The following is a 22,816-nucleotide window of genomic DNA, read 5'->3' on the forward strand; positions in this document are numbered from 1 at the left end:
ACGGTATCATGAACAGTACGAGACCAGGAGGACAGGGTATGGATGAATGCAGGCAGACTGCGGCGCCTCTGGACGCATCGCAGATACAGGCGGTCATTTTCGATATGGACGGCCTGATGTTCGACACCGAATCAATGTTTCTCAAAGTGCTGCCGGAAATCGGCATTGCCAATGGATTTGACCTGCCGCCGGCTGCGGCCCGAGCCATGATGGGCTGCGACAGCCGGAAAGCGGTGGAGCTGGAGGACCGGTATCCGGGGCTGGATCAGTGCCTGAACGGGGAGTATACGCCCAACCGGCTGAAGTATTTTTTCGAAATGTTCCCCGCACCGGGATCGGCGGACAAGCCGGGATTAGGGGAACTGACGGCATGGCTGGAAGAAGCGAAGATCCCCTATGCGGTGGCCAGCAGCAGCACGCGCAATGACATCATGGCCTTTCTCGGCCATGCGTCCAGGACCCTGCACCCTGCGGCGGTGCTGTCGGGCAAGGAAGGCTTCAAATCCAAGCCGGACCCGGACATCTTCCTGGCGGCGGCCATGGAACTGGGCTGCGATCCTGCCCATGCCCTGGTGCTGGAAGATTCCGCCCATGGCGTGAAAGCCGCAAAGGACGGGGGCTTTCCCTGCATCTGGATCCCGGATGTGGTCCAGCCCGATGAAGAAATGAAGCAGAACATTCAGATGGAGCTGCCGGACCTGGCAGCGGTGAAGGACTGGCTGAAAGCAGCCCGTGACAACAGACAGGAAAAGGAAGGTAAGTAATGGCAGACAAAATCGTCGTGCTGGATTTCGGATCCCAGTACAATCAGCTGATCGCAAGACGGATTCGCGAATTCGGCGTTTACTCCGAACTGCATTCCAATGAAATGACACTGAAGGAAATCCAGGCCCTGGGGGATGTCAAAGGCATCGTGTTCTCCGGCGGCCCCAACAGCATTTACGAAGAAGACGCCCCGAAGTGCGATCCGGCGATCCTGGAAAGCGGAATCCCCATCCTGGGGATCTGCTACGGCATGCAGCTGATGCAGTATGTGCTGGGCGGCAAGGTGGAAAAAGCCGATTCCCGGGAATACGGCCGGACCGAAATCGATGTGGTGCACCCCACACAGCTGTTCGAGGGGCTCCCGGAACACCAGACTGTCTGGATGTCCCATGGCATCAAGGTCACGGACCTGGCGCCGGGCTTCGAACAGGTGGCCAAAAGCGACAACTGCCCCTATGCAGCGGCAGCCGATGTAAAAAAAGGCATGTACTGCCTGCAGTTCCACCCGGAAGTCCGTCACTCTGAATACGGAAACGACATCCTGAAGAACTTCGTCTTCAAAATCTGCCAGGCCGAAGCGAACTGGTCCATGAAGAACTTCATTGAAGTGGAGAAGGAAAAGATCCGGGAACAGGTGGGCGACGACAAAGTCCTTCTGGGTCTCTCCGGCGGTGTGGATTCCAGTGTCGTGGCGGCGCTGCTGCACGAAGCCATCGGGGATCAGCTCATCTGCATGTTCATTGACCACGGTCTGCTGCGCAAGGGCGAAGGGGAGTCCGTCATGGAAACCTTCGGGAAGAACATGAATGTGAACCTGGTGAAGATCGATGCAAAGGACCGCTTCCTGAAAAAGCTGGAAGGCGTCAGCGATCCGGAGAAGAAGCGCAAGATCCTCGGCAACGAATTTGTCTACACTTTCGACGAGGAAGTCAAGAAGCTGACGGAAGGGGAAGACATCAAGTGGCTGGCACAGGGAACCCTGTATACGGATGTGATCGAATCCGGCACCAAGACGGCGCAGACCATCAAGTCCCACCACAACGTCGGCGGTCTGCCCAAGGACATGCAGTTCAAGCTGATCGAGCCGCTGAACACGCTGTTCAAGGACGAAGTCCGTGCCCTGGGCACGGAACTTGGGCTGCCGGAGGAAATGGTATGGCGTCAGCCGTTCCCCGGACCGGGTCTGGGCATCCGGATCCTGGGCGATGTGACGGAAGACAAGATCAGAATCGTGCAGGACTCCGATGCGATCCTGCGGGAAGAAATCGCGAAGGCCGGCCTGGACCGGGACATCTGGCAGTACTTCACCGCGCTGACCAACATGCGCAGCGTGGGTGTCATGGGAGATGAGCGGACGTACGACTATGCCGTGGCCATCCGTGCAGTAACGTCCATTGACGGCATGACCGCCGACTGGGCCCGGATTCCCTGGGATGTGCTGGACAAAGTGGCCAACCGGATCGTTAATGAAGTGCCCCACGTGAACCGCGTGCTGTACGACATCACCTCCAAGCCTCCCGGAACCATCGAATTCGAATAGAAGCAGCCAAAAAGCCGGGCGGTTCCCGAGAACCGTCCGGCTTTTTGCGCTGCCTGTGGTGGAGCTGGTCACATGGAGGATCCGGTACTGTGAGAGCTGTGAACCGGACATCAGGCAGGAGGAAGTGTGCTGTTAAAATGGAGTCAGCAACACACGGGAAGGAGAATGACCTGAGATGAAAGGTGATATTCCACCGCGGACCATGCGGGAAATGCAGAGGTTTGCACGGGAAAGTGGAGTCTTCGGGGAAAAGAAATGGAGGCATTTCAGGAATGCGGGAAGCGGACTGGTTCTTTTCTTCGCTGACTGTTCTTCAGTCAGCGGATTTCGAAATGGCAGAGGATGACGATATTTACCGAATAGGTGTAATGGCTCAGTTCAGTGTGACTTTTGAGCTGGCATGGAAAGCGCTGCGTGCAGTCCTCCAGCTGTATGGCGTTGATGCAGATACTGAATCTTGCCGCAAGATGCTGGGGCTGAGGATTCCCGGCGAATCTGCAGCCGTTTTTTCATGCAGAAAAGGCCTCCGCAGCAGGCAGAGGCCGGCAGGAAACTGGAGTCAGCCTTGGACGTCCGTCACAGACTCGATCTCCGCATCCACGACGTTTTTCTTGCGCGGATCGATCCGCTGCTCCGGCAGCCGCCGGTAGACCCTGGTCAGATACCGCAGGTGCCGCATTGTGTCTTCATTCAGCTGCCCCGGCGTCAGGCGCCACTGCCAGCTGCCAAGCTCACCGGGCTTGTTCATCCGGCTCTCGCTGCCCAGACCCAGCAGGTCCTGTACCATGACGATCGTCGTATCCGACGGAGAAGCCAGAAGCGTCGACAGCATCTTCCAGTTCAGCTTCGAGTCATCCCAGGAATCCAGATATTCCCGGACATACTCCTTGTCCTCCCGCGAGAGACCATTGAACCAGCCGTAAATCGTGTCATTGTCATGCGTTCCCGCGTAACCCACACTGTTGACAGGATAGGAAAACGGCAGATACTCCTGGCCTTCGGTTGTATTCGTAAACAGACCGAATTCCAGCACCTTCATCCCCGGATATCCGACTTCCTCCAGCATCTTCTCCACCGAAGGTGTCAGGATCCCCAGATCCTCCGCAATGATGTTCTGCTGGCCGATGGCTTTCTTCATCTCCCGGAACAGATCCGCACCCGGACCCTTGCGCCACGTTCCATGCAGGGCATTCGGTGCATCCGTCTCCACCGTATAGAACGAATCGAAGCCCCGGAAATGGTCGATCCGCAGAATGTCATACAGATTTGCCATCCGCTGGATCCGCCGGATCCACCAGTGATAGCCGGTCTTTTTGTGGTACGCCCAGTCATAGACCGGGTTGCCCCACAGCTGGCCCTCGGCGCTGAAGGCATCAGGCGGGACCGCCGCCACCACCGTGGGATTGGACTGTTCGTCCATCAGAAACAGCTCCGGGTGACTCCAGGCATCCACAGAATCCATCGCCACATAAATCGGGATATCGCCCAGGATTTCCACATGATGGTCATTGGCGTACTGCTTCATGGCATTCCACTGCCGGAAAAACAGGAACTGGATCGCCTTGCACATATCCACTTCATTCCGGAAGCGTTCTGTCCATTCCGCGGTTTTCTTCCGGTCATAGACCTTGTACTCCTGAGGCCAGTCCCGCCACGCACTGCCGCCGTGCGCCTGCTTGATCGCCATGAACAGCGCATAGTCATCCAGCCAGTCGCGGTTGGCCATCAGAAACCGCTGATAGTCCGCAGGCGGGTTCTGCAGCAGGCGCCATGCTGCGGTCTTCAGAATGTTCATCCGTTTGCTTGCCAGAATCGGGAAATCCACCCGGTCGGGATAGGTATACCACTGCTCATGCTGGAATTCATGCCACTGCAGCAGGCCGTCAAACGCCAGCTGATCCAGATCGATCAGATAGGGGTTTCCCGCGAAGGTCGAATTCGAGGCATAGGGAGAATCCCCGTAGCCTGTGGGATTGATCGGCAGGATCTGCCAGATGCTCTGTCCATTCCGTTCCAGCAGATCGATGAAGTCCCGCGCCGGCTGACCCATGGACCCGATGCCATAGGGACCCGGCAGAGACGTTATGTGAAGCATTACGCCGCTTTTTCTCATGTCCGTCACTCATTTCTATTCTCTATGAAAGTATTGTAAGTTTCCCGCGGCGATTGAACAGCCTCAATGAACCAGGAATTGCAAAACGGACTACAGTGTCACAGACCGCCCCTGGAATCCGCAGATGCCGATGATGGGGGAAAGGGGCGAAAAGGAGAAGAAGGGAGACTTCGATGTCCGGGATTCCATTCGGTTTTCGGGGCAGAATCATCCATCCTGTCTGTCTGTGACAAGCCACCCGCCTTGCAGGATGACCGTTTCCCGCTATAATGGATATCACAGCAAGACAGATCCCCTGCGTCGCCGGATGCAGGACAAGGACGCCCGGGTTTCCGCCGCAGGCCATTGAAGGCAGGAACCTCAGGCGTCCTTTTTTCGGCCTGTGCCAACTGAACGCAATGGAAAGGAGACTTTCATGACACACTCTGCACGCATTCACGATCCCGCCCTGAGAAACGAATTCATCCGCTACACCTCCCTGAGCATCATCGGGATCCTGGGCGTTTCCTGCTATATACTCGCCGACACCTGGTTCATTGCCGCAGGCCTGGGCACCACCGGTCTTGCGGCCCTGAACCTGGCCATTCCCGTCTACAGCTTCCTGTGTGGCATCGGGATGATGCTCGGCATGGGCGGCTCCACCCAGTACACCCTGGCAGGAGCCAGGGACCAGACAGGAAAGAAAGACCGGATCTGGACAGACACCGTGATCCTGGGACTGGTCCTGTCCATTCCCTTTGTGCTTTTCGGAGCCTTCGGTCCCGATACCGCAGCGACGTGGCTCGGTGCCGATGCCCAGACCCTGGCAGACACCGCCATATACCTTCGCTGGCTCATGCTGTTTGCACCGGCCTTTCTGCTCAACTACATCCTTCAGGCTTTCATGCGCAACGACGGAAGCCCCCACCTCGCCACCTGGGCCCAGCTGGCCGGCAGCTTCCTGAACATCGTCCTGGACTGGTTTTTCATTTTTCCCTGCCACATGGGCATGTTCGGGGCCATTCTGGCCACAGTGCTTTCACCCGTTACCGGGATCCTGGTCATGCTCCCGCACTTTTGGTCAAAGAGAAACACCCTGCACTTCACAAAAGGCCTGCCAGACAGTCATGTCATGAGACAGGACATTTCCCTGGGCTTTCCTTCCTTCGTGACCCAGGTCTCTGCCGGCATTGTGATGATTGTCCTCAACACCATTTTCCTGAAACTGGCCGGTAATACCGGCGTGGCGGCCTATGGTGTGATTGCCAACGTCACGTGTGTCACCACCGCGGTCTTCAACGGCATTGCCCAGGGAATGCAGCCTTTGACCAGCGCCGCCTGTGCTGCTCATGATCCCGCCCGCCAGCGGCTGTGCCTGCGCTATGCCCTGGTGACGGCGATGATATTTGCGGCAGCCGTCTGCCTGGTCACCTGGGTCTGGCCCGGTCCCATTGCGGCGGTGTTCAACAGCGAACAGGACCCCATGCTCCAGGCCATTGCCGTTCAGGGACTGGAACTGTATTTTCTCTCCACGCCCTTTGCCGGCATCTGCATCATTCTCTCCACCTGGTTTGCCTCGGTCCACGCCCCGAAACCCGGCCAGGTGATGTCCATCGCCCGTGGATTTGTGCTGGTGATTCCCCTGGCCTATGGCATGGCTGCCCTGTTTTCCACCGCCGGCGCCTGGCTGTCCGTGCCTGTAGCTGAAGCACTTACCGCATTGCTGGGCTGGGTGCTGTACAGAAGATATCTTCGGTCAGCAGAAAGCGGGAATACCGGGATCTCCTGGCAGATGCCACAGAAAAACGGAAATCACTCCAGTGTGATTTGAAAACCGGAGAAACAGAAAGCCGCAAACCTGGTGAGGGGATGCGGCTTGATGATTCCGAATCAGTTTTTCATGCTGTTCTGCATTTCCTGCCAGTACTGTTCAAACAGCTGTTCAGAACTGGTAGCCTGCAGATATTCATTGGTGCGGTCCTGTTTGTCAAGCCAGGAATAAAGCTGATGAGCTCTGTTTCTTCCTTCTGTCCTGCCTTTCCTGATGCCCGCTGCTTCGCCCTTTCTGATGCCTGCTGCTTCGCCCTTTCTGATGCCTGCTGCTTCGCCGTGCTGGAATCCAGCCCGCAGAGCTGCATCCGCCTGTGCCTTGCTCAGACACGTATATGCCAGTTCCATGGTATATTCCTCCTTCGATTCAATCATCTTCAACAGTTCTTCGTCATCAATCTCCATGCCGCTCAGATATGCCAGTCCTTTGACTGTCCACACCGGATGATGGATTTCTCCTGTATTCACAGTATACTGCCTGCCCTCCCGTTTTGCCTTGAGCAGTCCGGCGAAATATCTCAGATCTGTGGTCATGTTCTCGATGACTTGATCAGGCAATCCCCCCAGATCCACCACCTGGATCCGGAAATCCTGGATGAATGATCCCTGTGTTGTGCCCGGGATCTTCAGCTTCTCCTTCAAAGAGACAGGAACCGTCCATGGCTTGTCACCGTAATACAGCACACCGCCAATGATGGGCACCGGCTTTTTCCCATCCCTTGCCCGGGTCAGATACTGATTGGCAATATGAGCCATGAGTCGTTCCACCATGATCGGATCTGGTATGGTCTGATTCTCCGTGCAGGTGATGGCCAGTTCCTCTTCTGTTGCCGGATCCACCACCAGCATTGCAGAGTCCTGTTCCAGAAAGGACAGGGTGCTGCCCATATCCCGGGGAATATGCACAGGATAATGCCGGAAGGAAGCAGGATGGATGTCCCACTTGCACCCTGTGATCAGCTCCATGGCTTCTTTGTGTTCTGCAGGATTCTCCACCAGATGCCGTTCCAGGATGTCTTTCTCTTTCCCCAAAACTTACCTCCTTGTCTATGCAGGCATTCTGATGGGTGCGTCAGGATGTCCATACTGGTTATATTCGCCAGATTCCCGAAATTTTGCGAAAATTCATCTGAAAAGATCGCTTTCAGTCATAAGTACGTAAGTTTTTCAGAAAGTTTCAAAATCTGAGATTTTTCAAAGGTCCAGCCAGTTATCCGGCACTCTGGATTCATCGGAACTTCCTTTCAAATCGGAACAGTTCAGACAGCCAGTCCATCTGTCCTTTCCTCCCTCTATCAGCCCGGAAGAAGCTTCCGGATCCGACTGTCACAGGAAAGGGGGTCAAAAGCCATGGCCGGTATCAGCGGGGAAGCGGGTTATCCCGGAACTCAGGAATCCGCTTATTTTTCCATGCCGGACATCAGTTATACACCTGGCGTTGCATCCCGCGCCTTTCTGTGCCTGCAGCGACCTATAATCCTGACAGCAGAGAGAGAATTCCCGAAACCCCTGCCAGGAGGCAGATTCATCATGAAACGAGTATATATATATTTCGCAGCCGGCCTCATGGCCCTGGCCCTGAGTGCCTGCTCCACACCGGTACCCGCACCCAGTGACAACGGCAATGCCGCAACGACAGACAAAACCACAGAAACCGCAAAACCGGCCACGGCTGCCGACTACGGACAGATCCTGGCAGATGCCTTCCGCGACAAAGACTACCAGATCACTGACAGAGACACCGATGCCGACGACTACGGATTCGATGCAGCCAACGACCTTGGACGACTGGAAATCAGCGTGGAAACCGGCGAGGCACAGGCAGACTACAACGAAGCCACGGCATCCTTCACCGGCGAGAATTTCTTCGAGGAACAGACCTGGAACAATGATCAGGGATATCAGATGACCAGCTATCTCAATGAAATGAACTCGATCTACAACATCGCGGCCATGGACACGAACAACAATGTATTCTATGAAATTGAAGACATTGCAGAAGCCGACAAAGACCAGGTGGTTTCTGTCATGAATTCCATCGGATTCTAGTACCCGCTTTCGGTAAACGAACAAATCCTCTGACAGTTTTTGATACTGCCAGGGGATTTTGAAATGCCGATGATGGCATAGTCGGTCAGTTGGGCAGATCTTTGAGAAAGCAGCGTCAGTTGAAGTGTAACTGTACAAGTGAATGTTAACTGGAATACGTTGAAGTTTGGATTGTATGGGAGCGTTCATTTTGGTTTACTTCAGGATAAACAGGGAACCAGGCAAATCCAGTTTCTTTGTTTCCTTCAAATGGCGAGAATTCCCCTGGGTATTAACTTTTCAGCATCCACTTCAACTGGAACATTAACTAAACCAGTTGAATTAAACTCCCGCGAGTTTATTTAACTGCACAAGTCTTCCTGAATTGATCCGCCGGCCTGACGCTTTTCCGGCAGCAGGCAGCAATGTCCGGATACAGTGGCTTCAGCCGAATCAGACAATAGTAAAAGGATACCCGCCTGCCATAAATCAGGTATCCTTTTTCAGTTTCAATATATATCTTCAGGGACTTTCACAATGAAAGAGTTCCGAACAGGCTTCAGCAGATGGAGAAGCTGTCCGGCAAAATACAGCGGATAGTTCACCAGCCAGTCCTGTTTTTTATACGGAAGCAGAGAAAAGCGGATACCTTCTTTCAGTTCATATTTCTCCACAAAGCTTTTCAGACTTTTCGACTGCATATTGGTTCCAGACTTCACCTCAATGGGCAGAATCTGGTTTCCTTCAGATGTGATAAAATCAACCTCGCCTTTGGAGCCTGAAGAGGACCAGTAATAAATGCCGGAAGTCTGTGCCAGAAGTTCCTGCAGGACAAACTGTTCACTCATGGCTCCTTTGAATTCTGTAAAGAAGATGCTTCCGTCCAGAATGGTTTCCGGCTGCAGTTTGGCCATGGCGCCCAGAAGACCGATATCCACAAAATACAGCTTGAAAGCCTTCCTGTCCTGATACGCTGAGAGTGGGATACCTGGCTTGTCAATCCGAAAAATCTGATGAAGGAGGCCAGTATCTGTCAGCCATTTGATGGGGACTTCATAGTCTTTGGATCGGGCACCTTTTTTCATATCTTTATAAACAAATTTTCTGTTTTCTTTGGCAAGCTGCTGCACAACAGAGTCCCAGACCTGATACACTTTTGGAATTTCAGAATCCGGAACATGTTTCGAAAAATCCTGACGATAGGACATCAGGAGATTCTCCTGTACCTGTCTGACTGCAGCAAGGTCATGTGTGTTCACAAACGTATTCACAGCCTCCGGCATTCCTCCGACATAATAGTAATATTTCAGCATATCCTGCAGACGCTGATCAAACACCTGAGCATCTTTTGTATTTCCATCCCTGAGCAGGGAAGCCAGTCCTTCCTGACTGTTGGCCATCAGGAATTCAGAAAATGACATTGGTTTTAGCTGCAGGACGTCCACTTTTCCCACAGGAAAGGACGACTGTCGGTGCAGACTGGTTCCGAGGTAAGATCCGGCTGCCATTACATGATATTCGGGCATTTTTTCCTGCATGTATTTCAGTGATGACAAGGCGGATGGGATTTCCTGAATTTCATCCAGGATCACAAGCGTGGATTCTGGCTGGATTTTCCTCCCGGCCTGGATTTCAATCAAATGAAATATCCTCTGTGGATCTGTAACGGATTCAAACATCGACTGATATTCCGGGGTTTTCTCCAGTTGCAGGTGAATGACATTCTTATAATTATGGCGGCCAAACTCGTCCATCAGCCAGGATTTTCCGCAGTGCCGGGGACCCAGAATCACCAAAGGCTTGTGACTCTGATTTTTCCACGTTTTCAGTTCCTGCATGGCAGTTCTATACATAGGAATACCCTCCTCTCTGGATAGACAATTCTATATGTGATGGTGAATCGTTTATCTAAACGACAACACTTTTACGGTCGATAAAATGTAAAATCCAACACTTTTCCGGGGGATAAAGTGTATAAATCCCACACTTTTCAAGGGGACTCCTTCAAAACCGCATATTTTGCCCTGTTTTTCTCACCTGACTGAAAGGACAAACCACCATGATTCTGCTTATTTCCGGCACCACTCACACAGGCAAAACCCTGCTTGCTCAGCAGCTCCTGGAAAAAACAGGCTGGCCCTATCTCTCCATGGATCACCTTAAAATGGGTCTGATCCGCAGCGGCATGACTGACCTCACCCCGCAGGACGACGACACACTGACAGACTTCCTCTGGCCCATTTTGCGTGAAATCATCAAGACCGCCATTGAGAACCGGCAGAACCTGATCCTGGAAGGCTGCTATGTGCCCTTTGACTGGCGCAAAGAGTTCACAGCAGACTACCTCCGTGACATCCACGATCTCTGGCTGGTCATGAGTTCCGACTACATCCGGACACATCTCAGGGACATTGAAGCCCATGGCTGTGACATAGAACATCGCCTGGAAAATCACATTGATTCCGACTCTCTGATCCAGGAAAACCGGAAAGTCCTGACAGGATGCAAAGAGAATGGCTGCACATATTATCTGATCGACCAGGCGTATCCCCTTGATCTCGCAAATCAGGTCCTGAATCAGATCAGGAAAGAAGAGAGGTGAAATCCTGTGCATTATATAACTTGATAGGCTACGAAGCTCAGTAAAGCTAAGCTGCAACCAGTTGTTTCTGGACGTCTTTAAAGTAGTCGATCATACCCTGCCGGGTCTGGTGAGCACCGCTGATTAGAGTTCTTCCCAGTGATGCAAAGATACTCTTTTTCTTCCATTTCCGACGACTCAGTTTCCACTCGAAGTCTGCTAATTCGTTCTCCAGAAACTGCAGTGCGATCCCGTGTGCAGTCCCCTGTACCTTGCTTCTGAAGTTGGAAATGATGTGATCCAGAGAGGACAGATGATCTGTATCCACTTCGAACTTTTGGGCATCCACCAGTTTGCCAGCTATATCCAGAGCCAGGTTGGACGAACTCCGGTCACAATGCACTACACAGTCACTGGGGACTTCTTCTTCCAGAAACTTCTTCAGTTCTGCCTTATTCTCGCTGTGAACGATTCTGAATTTGACAGCATCTGTGGCTTCGAATACTTCCTCATCACCATCCATGTCGTCCCAGACATAGTGTTTGATCACAGCTGCAGCCACATTGACTTTACCTTCTGCTCCCCATCCACGCTTTCCATGCTTCTTTCCGCCATAGGAAAAGACATCCAGTTCGATCGCATCGCAATCAACGGCTATGTGAGTTTCGTTGTCCTGCTTCTGAGCCTGTTTGATCTTGCGAAGCATGAGTTTTGTGGTGTGGTAGCTGACACCTGTCAGATCACTGATGTATTTGGCAGAAGTTCCCGTCTTGGAGATAACATAGGCGAACATCACGAGGATCCAGGAAAACAGAGGAGCCTTGGTGCTTTCCAGCGCTGTCCCGGCGGTGACAGATTCCTGATGACCACAGTGAGCGCACTGATAGACAGTTCTGAGAGAGCCGTTTTTTCGTACAACAGTCGTGTAGTGGGTATGACCGCACTTTGAGCACACAAAACCATCCTTCCACTTCAGATCAAAGAAGAAGCGTTCTGCGTCATGGGGGTCTGAATACTGGGTATGGATATCAGCAAAAGTCAGGTCTTTGAACAGCGATTTCTTGAACATAGGGTGCCTCTCTTCCTGATTCAAGTATCGCATTATTACTGGCGCTATTTATGTGTGATAAGCCATTAACTGAGCTTGGTAGTCTATCAAGTTATATAATCCGCGACATGAAACCCGAAGAGTATCCATTGCTTTCCGACTTTCTTTATGAAGCCATTTTCATTCCCGTAGGAATGCAGAAACCCAACCGGACTATCATCCACCAGCCGGAGCTGGCCCTGTATATCGAAGACTTCGGACAGGCCGATGATATCTGCCTGATTGCCGAGATTCAGGGAAAGGCAATCGGCGCCATCTGGTCCCGCATCATGAATGACTACGGACATGTGGGTGAGGATACTCCTTCTTTGGCCATCGCACTCTTCGAAGAATACAGAAATCAGGGCATTGGAACCGTGTTGATGAAGGCCATGCTGCAAAAGCTCAAGGAAGCCGGATACAGACAGGTTTCGCTGTCCGTCCAGAAAGCTAATTATGCGATGCACATGTATGAAAAAGCCGGGTTCAGGACAATGCGCGAGAACCCGGAGGAGTGTGTGATGGTGCGGGAGTTGTGAGGAGGGGGAGACTTCTATTTCTTTGCACCCCATCGGAAGATTGGGAAAAACGAACAGAGAAAAAGATAACGTTATTTGTTAAGGATCAAAAGATGGTGATATCACCTTTATGAAATGACCTGCCGCCATCTTTTATTTCGTAACTGTAAAATGCTGGACTAGAAAGTTGTAAATCCAGATAGAGCCAAAAAGAGGTTATTTATGATATACCAGGACAGGAAAAGAGCGAAGCTATGAATACGAGAATCGATTATTTATACCGCGATGCCGCAAACTACAAACTCTATGGTCATGTGGTCATCCCTGGCGAAATCACGGAGAAGCAAATTCAGAAAATCATGAAATTCTGCCTACCCTTTGATGGAGAGACACGTCAGTTTATTCCTGAGTTGATCGGATTTCCGGTGTTGAAGTTTGATCTACCTAGTGATGATGATCATCCGTGTTGTGAGATCAGTCCAAAGTGTTTCTCACCCACAGAGGAAAAACCGACTATAAAACTATCCGCGAAGCGATTGGTGATGAAATTTCATGCAGCCTCTCAAACCTCTGAAATGCAGTTTTATCGGGAGTGGGTTTTTACTGGCTTTGATCCATTAAATCCGCCGAAATGTGTTGACGAGATAGAATCAGAATATGAATGGGAATATTACGAATGACGACCTTCTGGTAATTGCGGTAGATGGATATCAGGGCGGTATTTCAGAAACAAACTACCGACTTTTGCATCACCAGCCTCACCGGTTAGCATCAATTCATGGACTGCATCTTCCAGGGAGTAGAACTTGAATCGACCTCGATTCCTACTTTCTCGGCTGTTGCTGATTCCGTAAAAATTGAGCAGAACTTTGGTATACCATCCCTTTTGATGATCCTTACCGAACAACAGTTTCTCGGCTTCCTCCCCGCTTAAACCCTTAAATAAATATGCATATAAGAGATGTGCTGCAACTTCCTCTAATTCATATTGTTCGCAATAACTGGAAGTGTGGTGACCAATCGGCATAGTAAATTCCTCATTTCTTCTATACCTATCATGATCGATAAATGCTGCATTTCAAATATATATTTATCATTAAGCTGCCTTTGCCATCCATTGACCGCCCCGGCCTGTCATCATCACCGGTAAACTGCCTTGAGGGCATCTCGACACCATTTATCCTACGGTTCCCGTATACTTTGAACCATGCAGACGTAAAAGTCTGCAGGGGAGGAAACATGGATCATGAAACGGGCTTTACTGTTCTTGCTGACAGGTGCACTGGCAGCAACACTCGCTGCCTGTTCCGGGACAGCCAAATCCGGTGACACACCGCTGTTTGCGGATGTCACCACGACGAAGTGAATTTGATTGTGTTTCCGCCGGGGAGATCCTGGCGGTTTCTTTTATCTCTTCAGACCGAAGTGCTGAAGCTGTTTCAGAGTCTGGATAAAATCCTCTGTTTCCTGATGGGAATGAAGAACATAAATGGAGCGGGACTCCCGGTATTCTTCCAGCATGGACATGATTTCGGGAAGATTGCGTTTTCTGAAGTGCCGGATCCAGTTCTGAAACTCTGGATCGAATTCCGTTTCCACCCAGGGCAGATCCTCCCGTTTGCGGCCAATCCTCCCTGCTGCCTGCGAAAGACAGATTTCGGTGGGGAAGTCCAGAAGGATCACCGTATCACAGTGTTCCAGACGGATAGGCAGAGTCCGGCGGTAATTGCCGTCCAGGATCCAGCAGGGGGAGTCAAGAACTTCTGCGAGTTGTTCATCAAACTCCTCCGGGGAAATGTGACTTCCATCGGGCAGGTGCCAGATCTGGTCGAGGTAAATCAGCGGCAGGTGCAGGATATCCCGCAGTCTGCGGCTCAGGGTGCTTTTTCCGCTGCCGGCACAGCCGATTACAAGAATGCGTTTCATGGTTCCATTATGAGCAGGATGCAGAAAAAAGGAAGCCGGGAAGGCTTCCATGAATGGAAGAGAGACAGATTCACCAGCCCCTTTGCATGAGCCAGTCATTTACCCGCTGCTCTCTGTCGGCATCGGCACGTTCCAGATACAGTTGATCTTTGATTTCTCCATCCTGCAGATACAGGATGCGGTCGCAGCGGGAAGCGGTTTTGCTGTCATGGGTGACCATGAGAATGCTCATCCCCTGCCGGTTCAGATTCACCAGCGTATCCATGACTTCCTGCGCAGCCTGCCGGTTCAGAGCTCCCGTTGGTTCATCCGCAAAAAGGATCACCGGGTCATTGATTAGACTCCGGCAGATACAGGCCCGCTGGAGCTGTCCGCCGGACACCTGCTGCACCTGCCTGTTTTCCAGACCCTCGAGCCCCAGTTCTTTCATGAGACGGCGGGCTTTTTCTTTCACCTTCGCCTTCTGACGTTTCCCCTGCGCCTGAATGCCGGGCAGAACAATGTTTTCCTCCAGAGACAGACCCGGTATGGTGTTCATCTGCTGGAACACAAATCCCATCTTTTCCAGACGGAGCCTGGCTTTGTGATCATCCGACAGGGCAGTGAGGACTGTGTCCTGCAGCCGGACTTCTCCTGCATCGGCCTGGTCCAGACCGGCGGTGTTGTAAAGCAGGGTGGATTTTCCCGACCCTGAGGGACCCATGACGGCCAGCAGTTCGCCGGGCATCAGATCGAAGGAAATGTTGTGCAGGATCCTGTTTCGGCAGAGATCTCTGACTTGAAGAACAGGTTTCATGATGATTCCTTTCCCCTGAAACATTCACAGGGGGTGATACAGCGGAGGACAGACAGATTGCACCATGTTGCGGTCAGGGCAGCGGCGGGTATCAGAAAGAGAACAGCCAGCGCAGAGAACCAGGGAATGTCAAAACTGAACCCTGTGGCTCCCAGTTGTTCCAGTACCAGACAGCACAGCCATTTCCCTGGACCCAGGGCCAGAAGCAGCCCGGCTGCAGCACCGCTCAGGCACCAGGGGATCTGGCGGAGAAACCATTCTCTTTTCAGCTGCCCTGTGGTGAAACCCAGGGCTTTTTTCAGAGACAGTGTGTCGCGGTTCTGCTGGATGGACAGCCGGATGGACAGAAACATCACCACGGCTGTGATGAACAGACCGGTACAGGCCGCCAGCTGCGCAGCCAGGTTCAGCTGATGCAGGGTCTGGGCATAGGTCTGCCGGACATACTCCCGGATGGATGTCACCGAAATTCCGGTACCCGACATGGATTCCATCCAGCTTTGCGGATCCGCCATGTCCTTCAGGCTGACGTATCCCACAGTCCATACAGGATCTGGCTCTGTTTCCAGGTGCAGCGCCTTGGCTGTTTTTCCGCCATTGGTGATATCCGAGTACAGACCGCTGATGACAAAAGGCTCCGGCTGATCTTCCAGCTGCAGGGTATCTCCCGGTTCCAGATTCAGTTCCCGGGCAGCGAGCACCGACAGGGCCAGTTCGTTTTCCTTCTCCGCCAGCCGGCCTTTGTCGCAAGTAACAGGGAATGCTTCAAGGTCACCGGTTTCCACCGGAAGACTGAGCGTGGTTCCATCGGTCAGTCTGACGGTCTGACCATAGGTTGTGAGCAGGGACCATTTCTTCACCTGCTCATCCTTTTCAAGACGTTCTGTCACGAAGCCGGCGGTTTGGGCGGAAGCCAGATCCAGCCGCAGCTGGGCATCTCCGATTCCCATGCTGGTGACAAACCCCGGGGAGGAAAGAGTATGAGAAAGAAACAGGGGCACCAGGACAAGGAAGGTGCACCCGGCACAGACGGCTGCGCTCATGAACCGGGTTCCGGATCTGCCGAAGGTTTGAGGATTTCGCAGGGCATCCAGCGGACTTTGCCGATCCAGAGAATGCAGTGAAAGCCGGACAGAAATCAGCACAATGAGGGCTATCACGCTGGCTGCCAGCAGGCAGGCCAAGGGTACGGCGGAGCTGTCCGGGGCTGTGCCGTAAAGCTCCCGCAGCTGTTTCAGCAACGGCCGCTGGAGAATCAGGGCTGCAAGAAGTCCCGCCAGGATCCCGGGAACCGTCAGCAGGGCATAGTGGACCAAATATATCTGACGGACCGCTTTCCTGCTGATGCCCAGTGCTTTCATCATTCCGGTCTGCTGCCGGTCCTGTTCCAGCTGCAGGAACAGGATATACCGGATACACAGCAGGGAAATGGCCAGAACCGCAAGACTGACAAGAAACAGCAGGAAGATGACAGTGCCATCGGACAGAACGTTCATCATGCGGATCAGACTCCGGTCAATGAAGGGCCCCGATGCCGGCAGCCCGGCGTCTTCATAGGTCCGGCGGAACTGCGAGGGACTGGCACCGTCTGCCAGCATGAATTCAATCAGTGTTTCCTGCACTCCTGCATCCTGCAGCCGTTCCAGGGTCTGCGGATGCACCAGAAACCGTTTCGAGGAACACATCATGGCGTTCATCTGTGCATCGCGGATAAAGCCGGCAATGATCAGCGAGTCGCTGCCAATGGTCATGATGTCACCGGTTTCCAGGTCATACAGACTGCGGTACGCAACAGGCACATACACCTCTCCGGGCTGAACCTCCGGTCTGCTGCCTGACAGGTCCAGAAGGAAATCAAAGTGTTCCGGCTGAATGACAAGTCCGTTGTCCTGCGTGCTGCCAGCCAGGGACTGGTCTTTGAGCCGGACAGCCGGATTGTTCAGGTTCAGAAAAGAAGAAATCTGCCAGCCGGTGATCTGAGGGCACCGGTCTGCGAAATCCTTTATGCCTTGTTCATCTACAGAACCTGCATGCATCTGGAGGATATCAGGCACCTGCGCCTGGTCCATCAGACTGTCGATGGATCCATACAGCTGACAGGATAAAAGAGAAGTCAGAGTGAGAAGGGTGATGGATGCCGCAATGAAGAAGACAGAGGCCAGAGAAGCCAGCGGCTGGCGGTGGATACCGCTGAAGGCAAGGCGCAGAGTCATGCTGATGCCTTTTCCAGCTGCCGGACTGGTCCAAGGGGCAGAAGGCAGAGAGCAGTGACTGACAGCAGGATCCCGGCAATCAGAATAACCAGAGCCGATCCCCGTCCGACGGAGATTTGCAGGGTGGCTGCGAGTCCGTCCGCACAGGTCCCGGCCAGGGTATAGGCAGCCACGTAGCCCATCTGGGACAGAAAGCTGATCATACCCCAGGCACGTCCCTGGAGTTCACCGGGGATCACACGCCGGACCAGACAGTCCAGGCAGTTGTTCGCAAAGGGCAGGGCCAGAAAGAACAGAAAGCCGAAGAGGCAGACAGAAACGATGTTTTCCTGCCAGGCAAACCCGGCCATGCAAAGTCCGGCAGCAAACAGCGAAGCGCTCAGGGTGCGGATATAACCGCCTTTGAGGCCACGGGCCCCGAGCCACAGGCTGCTGACCAGCATGCCGGAGGCACAGAGGGTTTCTCCGATTCCCAGCGTGGTGCTGTGGGCAAAGGCCAGGATCACCGGCTGTGCCAGAATCTGGAAGGACCCCATGAAGCAGGTGAGCAGGGTGCTGACGAGGATGAGAAGAAAGAGACCGTGATTTTTTGTCACTGTCTGCCAGCCTTCTGTCATGGACGCAAGAAAGGCAGGACGGGTTTCCTGTGCCCGCTCGCCCCCGGAGGACAGGCTGTTTCGCACAGCGGCTGCCGCAAAGACAGTGGGAAAAAAGGTGCAGACATCGATCGCCAGCAGCACTTTGATGTCGGTGACAGCCAGCAGGGCGCCGGCCAGAACCGGCGAAATCAGAAACCGGGCACTTTGTGCCAGGGAAAGCAGGCCGGCGGCTTTGGAGTATTCATCCGGTGTCAGAAGGTCGGTGATGGTTGCACGGAAGGCGGGTTCCAGCAGGGCGGAGAAAAAGGCACTGACAAAGACACCCAGGCAGATTTGCCACAGAGCAGGTTCTCCCTGCATCATGCAAAGAAGGATATACAGAATGCCCAGGGCGGAAAAGCCGTCGCCGATCATCATGAGAAGACGTCTGTCATGCCGGTCTGCCAGAGTACCTGCGGGCAGACTCAGAAGCAGAGTGGGAAGAAATCCTGTCAGGGTGACCAGAGCCATGTTGGCAGCCGATCCTGTTTTCTGGAAAATGTACACACCGAGTCCGAAACTGGTCAGGCCGCTGCCTATGGAGGAAATCAGTTCTCCGGCGAAGAGAAGAAGGAATCGGGAAAAGCTGCTGCGGGATGCGCTGGAGGAAGAAGCTGCATGGTTCATGGAAACAAACTCTCTTTCTTTGGTTTATGAGGAAGCAGTTCGACCGGCAGTCTGCTTACTGGTGTGATCGTCCTGCGCGTCGAACCGGAGAAGGGGACAGCAAAGGGGATTTATAACAGACCGACTGTCAGTCTGCTGAATGGGGAAAAACAAGGAGGGCTGTCACCTCCGTTACTGAGATTCAGGACTGAAATACAGGAATCATGGTTTCCATCAGACTGCCTTCCGGCATCTGCAGAAGCCTTTCCAGGTTGTAGATGAAAGCCAGTACTTTTTCCTGGCGCTTTTCTTCGGACAGACCGGAGAGTTCGTCAAAGACCGTGGATGCATAAAGCAGTGTCATTTCAGTCACTTCTTCCGGATACCGGGTCTGACACAGTCCCTGTTCCCGGGCTTCCTGCAGCAGGGAAGTTACAAGCGGCACGACTGCTGTCAGCATGCGTTCCTGCATTTTCTGATGCATGAGTGCATTCTGCGGTTTGTGAACCTGGCTCATGATCTCATGGCCCAGGGCATTGTTGACCTGCAGGCTCTGCATCATGAGCGTCAGGCGCTGCAGAACCGGAATGCCTTTCCGGTCCAGTACCCCGGCGGCCCGGGCTGCCAGAGCCTGGGTCAGACGGTCGATCATGGCATCCAGAATGTCTTCCTTGGATTTGAAGTGATAGTACAGAGTCCCCCGGGCAATCCCCAGTTCCCGGAGTATGTCCCCGGTACTGGTGGCATCGTACCCCTTTGTACCAAACAGCTTTTCGGCTGCATCCAGAATCTCGCTGCGTCTGGCGGCTGCATCTTTTACAATCCGCATACTCACCTCCTGCAGGTACCCGGCAATAGACCGACTGCCTGTCTAACTGAGTTATAGCCTGTCGGCAGACCGGATGTCAATGGGGGAAGGACAGAATCCGGATAAACCAGAGAGGATACCGGCAAAGAGCGGCAGGCACAGGAAGGACCCGCTTACAGAGCTGAAAAGCAATCCATCTGTATAGATGGAACTTCCCAGTCTCTGTAAGAGGAAAGAGATGCGCCTGGAACCTGTTCGCCGTGCTTTGCAGAAAAGGACTGTACAGGACGGAAATCCCTGTTCAGTTTCAAGAGCAGCCCGCAGGCTGCTTCCGGAAAGCAGTTCACTGCTGCAGGCTTTCAGATCTGCCTGCTGCTTCTGAACTTGCTCTGTTCAGAGTTTGCCGCTTAGATGGAGAAACCACTGTATCCCAGTCGTTTCATCCCGGGTCTCCATGCCTCCTGACGATCTCCGGCAGCTCCCGCTCGCTGATGCTCAGGTTGCGGCTGTTGATGTATTCCACCGGAATATCCCTGCGTTTGGCACTACCCGTGACTTTGCAGTATGTGGTATGGGAGATTCAGTGCGCGAACACCATGATCAGACTGGCATTGACCACTGCTTCCCGGGAGAAGGCGGGAGAGTCTGCTGCTGAATATATAGATCTCTATATCACTGTGAGCAATCAGTATCGATAGAGAATCTGTAAATATCGATATTGACGGCTTGAAATCTATACTGACCTATACTCAAATCTATACTGACTTGTACTAAAATCGATAAAATATGCAGGGAACAGATAAAAATCTATATTTATATCCAGTTTCAGGCTGGGTTGTGATAGCCGATTTGTATATTCTGTATATACAGAGCATCAGATATACGGAGCAGGTTCTGTCTCAATTGATGACCTGCAGCATGATATGCAGGTCAAGGTGGGAAACGGAGTAGAAACATGCAGGAACAGGAAATCAGAAATATACTTGATTCAGTCAGAAGCGGGCAAACAGAATCAAGGACTTTTGAAGCTAAAACAGCATCAGAGGGATGTCCGAAAAAGATATATGATACACTTTCCTCTTTTTCCAATCAGGATGAGGGCGGAGTGATTATGTTTGGAGTGGATGAGAAAAATGGGTTTGCGGTAACAGGAGTATACGATGCAGCAGATATCCAGAAGAAAATCCAGGGCAAATGCAGAGAAATGGAGCCGGAAATCCGGCCGGTATTAAGCGTTGGAGCCATTGACGGAAAACAGGTGGTAGCGGCAGAAATCCAGGGTGTAGAGTATGCAGACCGTCCTGTTTTTTACAGACCGGCAGGTATTAATAAAGGTTCATATATCAGAATTGGAGATTCTGATGAGCATATGACTGCTTATGAGATCTATAAGTATCAGGCATATCGCAAAGGACTTAAGGAAGACCAGCGTCCAGTCAAAGACGGATGGGTACTTCGTAACGGTGAGTTAATGAACAAGTATCTGAGTACTGTAAAAGCCAGCCGGATAAACACATTTGAGCATTTATCAGATTCAGAAATTCTCCAGCTTCAGAAAGTTGAGAAAGATGGCTGTCCGACCCTGGCCGGTTTGCTGGTGTTTTCAAAGTATCCTCAGTCTGCATTTCCGGGGCTTGGCATCACTGCTGTCGCTGTTCCCGGAACCGTATATGGTGTGACAGAAGCGGACGGGACACGATTCACGGACAATGTACGTATTGAAGGTTCATTGCAGGAAATGCTGGTATCTGCCATGGACTTCGTAAGGAAGAATATCAGACACCGCACAGTCATTGATGAAATGGGACAGCGGGCAGACAGATGGGAGTATCCTCTCAGAGCTGTGCGGGAAGCCTTGCTGAATGCCCTGATTCACAGAGATTACAGTCGACATACAGATGGAACTCCCATTCAGCTGATTATTTACGAAGACCGGATGGAGATCATCAACAGTGGTGGCGTATATGGCGGGTTTCCTGTTGCAAGACTGGGAAAAGAAAGTCCGGAGTCCAGGAACAGCACTCTGATCAGAATACTGGAATTTTTACAGATCAGCGAAAACAGGTACAGTGGTATTCCGACCATGAAACGCGAAATGGAAAAAGCCGGGCTGCCGCAACCGGAATTCCTGGATGACGGGAAACAGTTTAAAACCATTCTCAGAAATACTGTCAGCAGTTCGGCGGCAAGCCTGCCTGCCAGAACTGAAAACAAGGCAGATGAGAGAATAGCTGTCTATTGCAGGACACCTCGGACCCGAAAAGAAATTGCAGATCATCTGGGAATGAATTACTCCTATGTAAGCAACGGACTGATCAAGCCTATGATCCTCTCCGGAATCCTCGTTGAAGCCGGGAAAAAGGGAAGAGAGAAGTTGCTGCAGACACGCACAGACTGGAGTCAGCGGGAATTTGAGCCGGTTACCGAAGGATGACATACGCCTGGGTGCGGCTTGATCCTGGACTCTATACAGAACAGGATATATCACTGTGAGCAATCAGTATCGATACAGAAGCTGTAAATATCGATATTGACGGCTTGCAATCTATACTGACCTGTACTCAAATCTATACTGACCTGTACTCAAATCGATAAAATCTGCAGGGAATGGACCAGGAACTGCCGTCCAGACCCGCTGACTCTGCAGATACCTGCACTGCTGTCAGTCAGAGAGATACAATCTGGTCTATGGAACAACGCAGTCAGTCGCCAGACCTGTATATTTTCGGAAATCTGCCATTCCCGCCCCATTTCCCGGAAAGAACCTTTCATGAACACACATCACATCATTGATCCGGCTCTCCGTACACTATTGCCCTGCCCATGCCCTTTCATCCGGTGATGGCCGCTCTGGGCAATGCGGTTCTGGGCCCCTGTTGTGCTGGACCAGTGACATGCCCGGGGTGAAGCACCGGATCCTTCCCGGTCCGCCCTTTGACATCCATGTCTTTGAACCGCAACAGGGCGCAAAGGACAGCATTCTGTACTTTCACGGCGGTGCCTTTTTCTGCAAACCCTCTCCATACCACCGAAAACCTGCCGGACTGTATGCCCTGGAAACCGGCTGCCGGGTCTATCTTCCGGATTACCGCACCGGCCCGTATCCCGGACCGTATCTCGATGCCATGACAGCCTGGAAACGGGTGACGACAGACGGCGTGATCCCACGGGGATTTGCAGGGGACAGTGCAGGGGCCGCAGCCTGCAGAAGCAGCCAGCCCGGAGCCGGTACCTGCCCCTTCTGCATACAGCCGGGACGATGATGATTACGATAAGGTCCTCAGTGAGTATGAAGAGTATCTCTTTGTGGAAGACCATAACCTGCTTCTTGTGGAAGACCATAACCTGCTTCGAAAATAAACAAGGTGCGTAAAAGGTATATGACAGG

The 22,816-nt window shown here is 52.5% G+C and carries 19 protein-coding genes; 9 read left to right on the top strand and 10 right to left on the bottom strand.

Annotated elements, in window-relative coordinates:
- The first annotated feature begins 38 nt into the window (after positions 1–38).
- Both aalo17_RS00955 and guaA read left to right on the top strand, forming a co-directional pair.
- Positions 39–764, top strand: coding sequence for an HAD family hydrolase (locus aalo17_RS00955; RefSeq protein WP_067554356.1), 726 nt, complete (start codon positions 39–41; stop codon positions 762–764).
- Complete coding sequence (guaA, locus tag aalo17_RS00960) at positions 764–2,305, top strand: glutamine-hydrolyzing GMP synthase (protein WP_067554359.1); 1,542 nt, start codon at positions 764–766, stop codon at positions 2,303–2,305. The genes aalo17_RS00955 and guaA overlap by 1 nt, the downstream gene beginning before the upstream one ends.
- A gap of 559 nt (positions 2,306–2,864) precedes the next feature.
- On the opposite strand, the gene malQ is transcribed toward guaA, so the two are convergent.
- Positions 2,865–4,418: a 4-alpha-glucanotransferase gene (gene malQ, locus aalo17_RS00965; protein ID WP_082743162.1), complete on the bottom strand. Its 1,554-nt coding sequence runs from the start codon at positions 4,416–4,418 to the stop codon at positions 2,865–2,867.
- A gap of 415 nt (positions 4,419–4,833) precedes the next feature.
- On the opposite strand from malQ, the gene aalo17_RS00975 reads away from it, so the two are divergent.
- Complete coding sequence (locus aalo17_RS00975) at positions 4,834–6,228, top strand: MATE family efflux transporter (protein WP_067554365.1); 1,395 nt, start codon at positions 4,834–4,836, stop codon at positions 6,226–6,228.
- Positions 6,229–6,287: 59 nt separating this feature from the next.
- Here aalo17_RS00975 and aalo17_RS00980 read toward each other — a convergent pair whose 3' ends face one another.
- Positions 6,288–7,259, bottom strand: a complete 972-nt coding sequence (locus aalo17_RS00980) for an Rpn family recombination-promoting nuclease/putative transposase (protein WP_067554368.1) — start codon at positions 7,257–7,259, stop codon at positions 6,288–6,290.
- A gap of 498 nt (positions 7,260–7,757) precedes the next feature.
- Between aalo17_RS00980 and aalo17_RS00985 the strand changes: the two genes are divergently transcribed.
- The gene (locus aalo17_RS00985; protein WP_145907391.1) at positions 7,758–8,276 is read left to right on the top strand and encodes a hypothetical protein; all 519 of its coding nucleotides are present in this window, start codon (positions 7,758–7,760) and stop codon (positions 8,274–8,276) included.
- Positions 8,277–8,764: 488 nt separating this feature from the next.
- Here the strand turns inward: aalo17_RS00985 and aalo17_RS00990 are convergent, their stop codons facing one another.
- Positions 8,765–10,108: an ATP-binding protein gene (locus aalo17_RS00990; protein WP_067554375.1), complete on the bottom strand. Its 1,344-nt coding sequence runs from the start codon at positions 10,106–10,108 to the stop codon at positions 8,765–8,767.
- A gap of 206 nt (positions 10,109–10,314) precedes the next feature.
- On the opposite strand from aalo17_RS00990, the gene aalo17_RS00995 reads away from it, so the two are divergent.
- Positions 10,315–10,857, top strand: a complete 543-nt coding sequence (locus tag aalo17_RS00995) for an AAA family ATPase (RefSeq protein ID WP_067554378.1) — start codon at positions 10,315–10,317, stop codon at positions 10,855–10,857.
- Between the two features lie 46 nt (positions 10,858–10,903).
- Here aalo17_RS00995 and aalo17_RS01000 read toward each other — a convergent pair whose 3' ends face one another.
- Entirely contained in the window at positions 10,904–11,905 is a 1,002-nt protein-coding gene (locus aalo17_RS01000; RefSeq protein ID WP_067554381.1) for an IS1595 family transposase, read from the bottom strand.
- A 107-nt stretch (positions 11,906–12,012) separates the two neighbouring features.
- Between aalo17_RS01000 and aalo17_RS01005 the strand changes: the two genes are divergently transcribed.
- Positions 12,013–12,462: a GNAT family N-acetyltransferase gene (locus tag aalo17_RS01005; protein ID WP_236940493.1), complete on the top strand. Its 450-nt coding sequence runs from the start codon at positions 12,013–12,015 to the stop codon at positions 12,460–12,462.
- A gap of 233 nt (positions 12,463–12,695) precedes the next feature.
- Entirely contained in the window at positions 12,696–13,121 is a 426-nt protein-coding gene (locus tag aalo17_RS01010) for a hypothetical protein (RefSeq protein WP_067554387.1), read from the top strand.
- On the opposite strand, the gene aalo17_RS01015 is transcribed toward aalo17_RS01010, so the two are convergent.
- The 6 genes from aalo17_RS01015 to aalo17_RS01040 all read right to left on the bottom strand — a co-directional run bounded on the left by aalo17_RS01015 (position 13,112) and on the right by aalo17_RS01040 (position 19,449).
- Positions 13,112–13,468 (bottom strand): hypothetical protein, encoded by a 357-nt coding sequence (locus tag aalo17_RS01015; protein WP_067554389.1) that lies wholly within the window; start codon positions 13,466–13,468, stop codon positions 13,112–13,114. The two genes, aalo17_RS01010 and aalo17_RS01015, sit on opposite strands and share 10 nt — an antisense overlap.
- Before the next feature lie 380 nt (positions 13,469–13,848).
- Positions 13,849–14,367 (bottom strand): P-loop NTPase family protein, encoded by a 519-nt coding sequence (locus tag aalo17_RS01020; protein ID WP_203225834.1) that lies wholly within the window; start codon positions 14,365–14,367, stop codon positions 13,849–13,851.
- Positions 14,368–14,437: 70 nt separating this feature from the next.
- Positions 14,438–15,163, bottom strand: a complete 726-nt coding sequence (locus aalo17_RS01025; protein WP_067554395.1) for an ABC transporter ATP-binding protein — start codon at positions 15,161–15,163, stop codon at positions 14,438–14,440.
- Entirely contained in the window at positions 15,160–17,376 is a 2,217-nt protein-coding gene (locus aalo17_RS01030) for an FtsX-like permease family protein (RefSeq protein WP_067554398.1), read from the bottom strand. Before aalo17_RS01030 ends, aalo17_RS01025 begins: the two co-directional genes overlap by 4 nt.
- Positions 17,373–18,641: an MFS transporter gene (locus tag aalo17_RS01035; RefSeq protein WP_067554401.1), complete on the bottom strand. Its 1,269-nt coding sequence runs from the start codon at positions 18,639–18,641 to the stop codon at positions 17,373–17,375. Before aalo17_RS01035 ends, aalo17_RS01030 begins: the two co-directional genes overlap by 4 nt.
- 181 nt (positions 18,642–18,822) lie before the next feature.
- Complete coding sequence (locus aalo17_RS01040) at positions 18,823–19,449, bottom strand: TetR/AcrR family transcriptional regulator (protein WP_067554404.1); 627 nt, start codon at positions 19,447–19,449, stop codon at positions 18,823–18,825.
- 934 nt (positions 19,450–20,383) lie between these two features.
- Here aalo17_RS01040 and aalo17_RS01045 point away from each other — a divergent pair.
- The gene (locus aalo17_RS01045; protein WP_067554407.1) at positions 20,384–21,862 is read left to right on the top strand and encodes an ATP-binding protein; all 1,479 of its coding nucleotides are present in this window, start codon (positions 20,384–20,386) and stop codon (positions 21,860–21,862) included.
- A gap of 460 nt (positions 21,863–22,322) precedes the next feature.
- Positions 22,323–22,691: an alpha/beta hydrolase fold domain-containing protein gene (locus aalo17_RS01050; RefSeq protein ID WP_067554410.1), complete on the top strand. Its 369-nt coding sequence runs from the start codon at positions 22,323–22,325 to the stop codon at positions 22,689–22,691.
- Positions 22,692–22,816 lie beyond the last annotated feature (125 nt).

The sequence above is a fragment of the Faecalibaculum rodentium genome, from assembly GCF_001564455.1.
Taxonomy (GTDB): Bacteria; Bacillota_I; Bacilli_A; order Erysipelotrichales; family Erysipelotrichaceae; genus Faecalibaculum; species Faecalibaculum rodentium.

Excerpts from the sequence above, each read along its gene's own strand:
- aalo17_RS00955 (WP_067554356.1), top strand. The coding sequence starts at position 39 with ATGGATGAATGCAGGCAGACTGCGGCGCCTCTGGACGCATCGCAGATA.
- guaA (WP_067554359.1), top strand. The coding sequence starts at position 764 with ATGGCAGACAAAATCGTCGTGCTGGATTTCGGATCCCAGTACAATCAG.
- malQ (WP_082743162.1), bottom strand. The coding sequence starts at position 4,418 with ATGAGAAAAAGCGGCGTAATGCTTCACATAACGTCTCTGCCGGGTCCC.
- aalo17_RS00975 (WP_067554365.1), top strand. The coding sequence starts at position 4,834 with ATGACACACTCTGCACGCATTCACGATCCCGCCCTGAGAAACGAATTC.
- aalo17_RS00985 (WP_145907391.1), top strand. The coding sequence starts at position 7,758 with ATGAAACGAGTATATATATATTTCGCAGCCGGCCTCATGGCCCTGGCC.
- aalo17_RS00990 (WP_067554375.1), bottom strand. The coding sequence starts at position 10,108 with ATGTATAGAACTGCCATGCAGGAACTGAAAACGTGGAAAAATCAGAGT.
- aalo17_RS00995 (WP_067554378.1), top strand. The coding sequence starts at position 10,315 with ATGATTCTGCTTATTTCCGGCACCACTCACACAGGCAAAACCCTGCTT.
- aalo17_RS01000 (WP_067554381.1), bottom strand. The coding sequence starts at position 11,905 with ATGTTCAAGAAATCGCTGTTCAAAGACCTGACTTTTGCTGATATCCAT.
- aalo17_RS01005 (WP_236940493.1), top strand. The coding sequence starts at position 12,013 with ATGAAACCCGAAGAGTATCCATTGCTTTCCGACTTTCTTTATGAAGCC.
- aalo17_RS01010 (WP_067554387.1), top strand. The coding sequence starts at position 12,696 with ATGAATACGAGAATCGATTATTTATACCGCGATGCCGCAAACTACAAA.
- aalo17_RS01015 (WP_067554389.1), bottom strand. The coding sequence starts at position 13,468 with ATGCCGATTGGTCACCACACTTCCAGTTATTGCGAACAATATGAATTA.
- aalo17_RS01020 (WP_203225834.1), bottom strand. The coding sequence starts at position 14,367 with ATGAAACGCATTCTTGTAATCGGCTGTGCCGGCAGCGGAAAAAGCACC.
- aalo17_RS01025 (WP_067554395.1), bottom strand. The coding sequence starts at position 15,163 with ATGAAACCTGTTCTTCAAGTCAGAGATCTCTGCCGAAACAGGATCCTG.
- aalo17_RS01030 (WP_067554398.1), bottom strand. The coding sequence starts at position 17,376 with ATGACTCTGCGCCTTGCCTTCAGCGGTATCCACCGCCAGCCGCTGGCT.
- aalo17_RS01035 (WP_067554401.1), bottom strand. The coding sequence starts at position 18,641 with ATGAACCATGCAGCTTCTTCCTCCAGCGCATCCCGCAGCAGCTTTTCC.
- aalo17_RS01040 (WP_067554404.1), bottom strand. The coding sequence starts at position 19,449 with ATGCGGATTGTAAAAGATGCAGCCGCCAGACGCAGCGAGATTCTGGAT.
- aalo17_RS01045 (WP_067554407.1), top strand. The coding sequence starts at position 20,384 with ATGCAGGAACAGGAAATCAGAAATATACTTGATTCAGTCAGAAGCGGG.
- aalo17_RS01050 (WP_067554410.1), top strand. The coding sequence starts at position 22,323 with ATGCCCGGGGTGAAGCACCGGATCCTTCCCGGTCCGCCCTTTGACATC.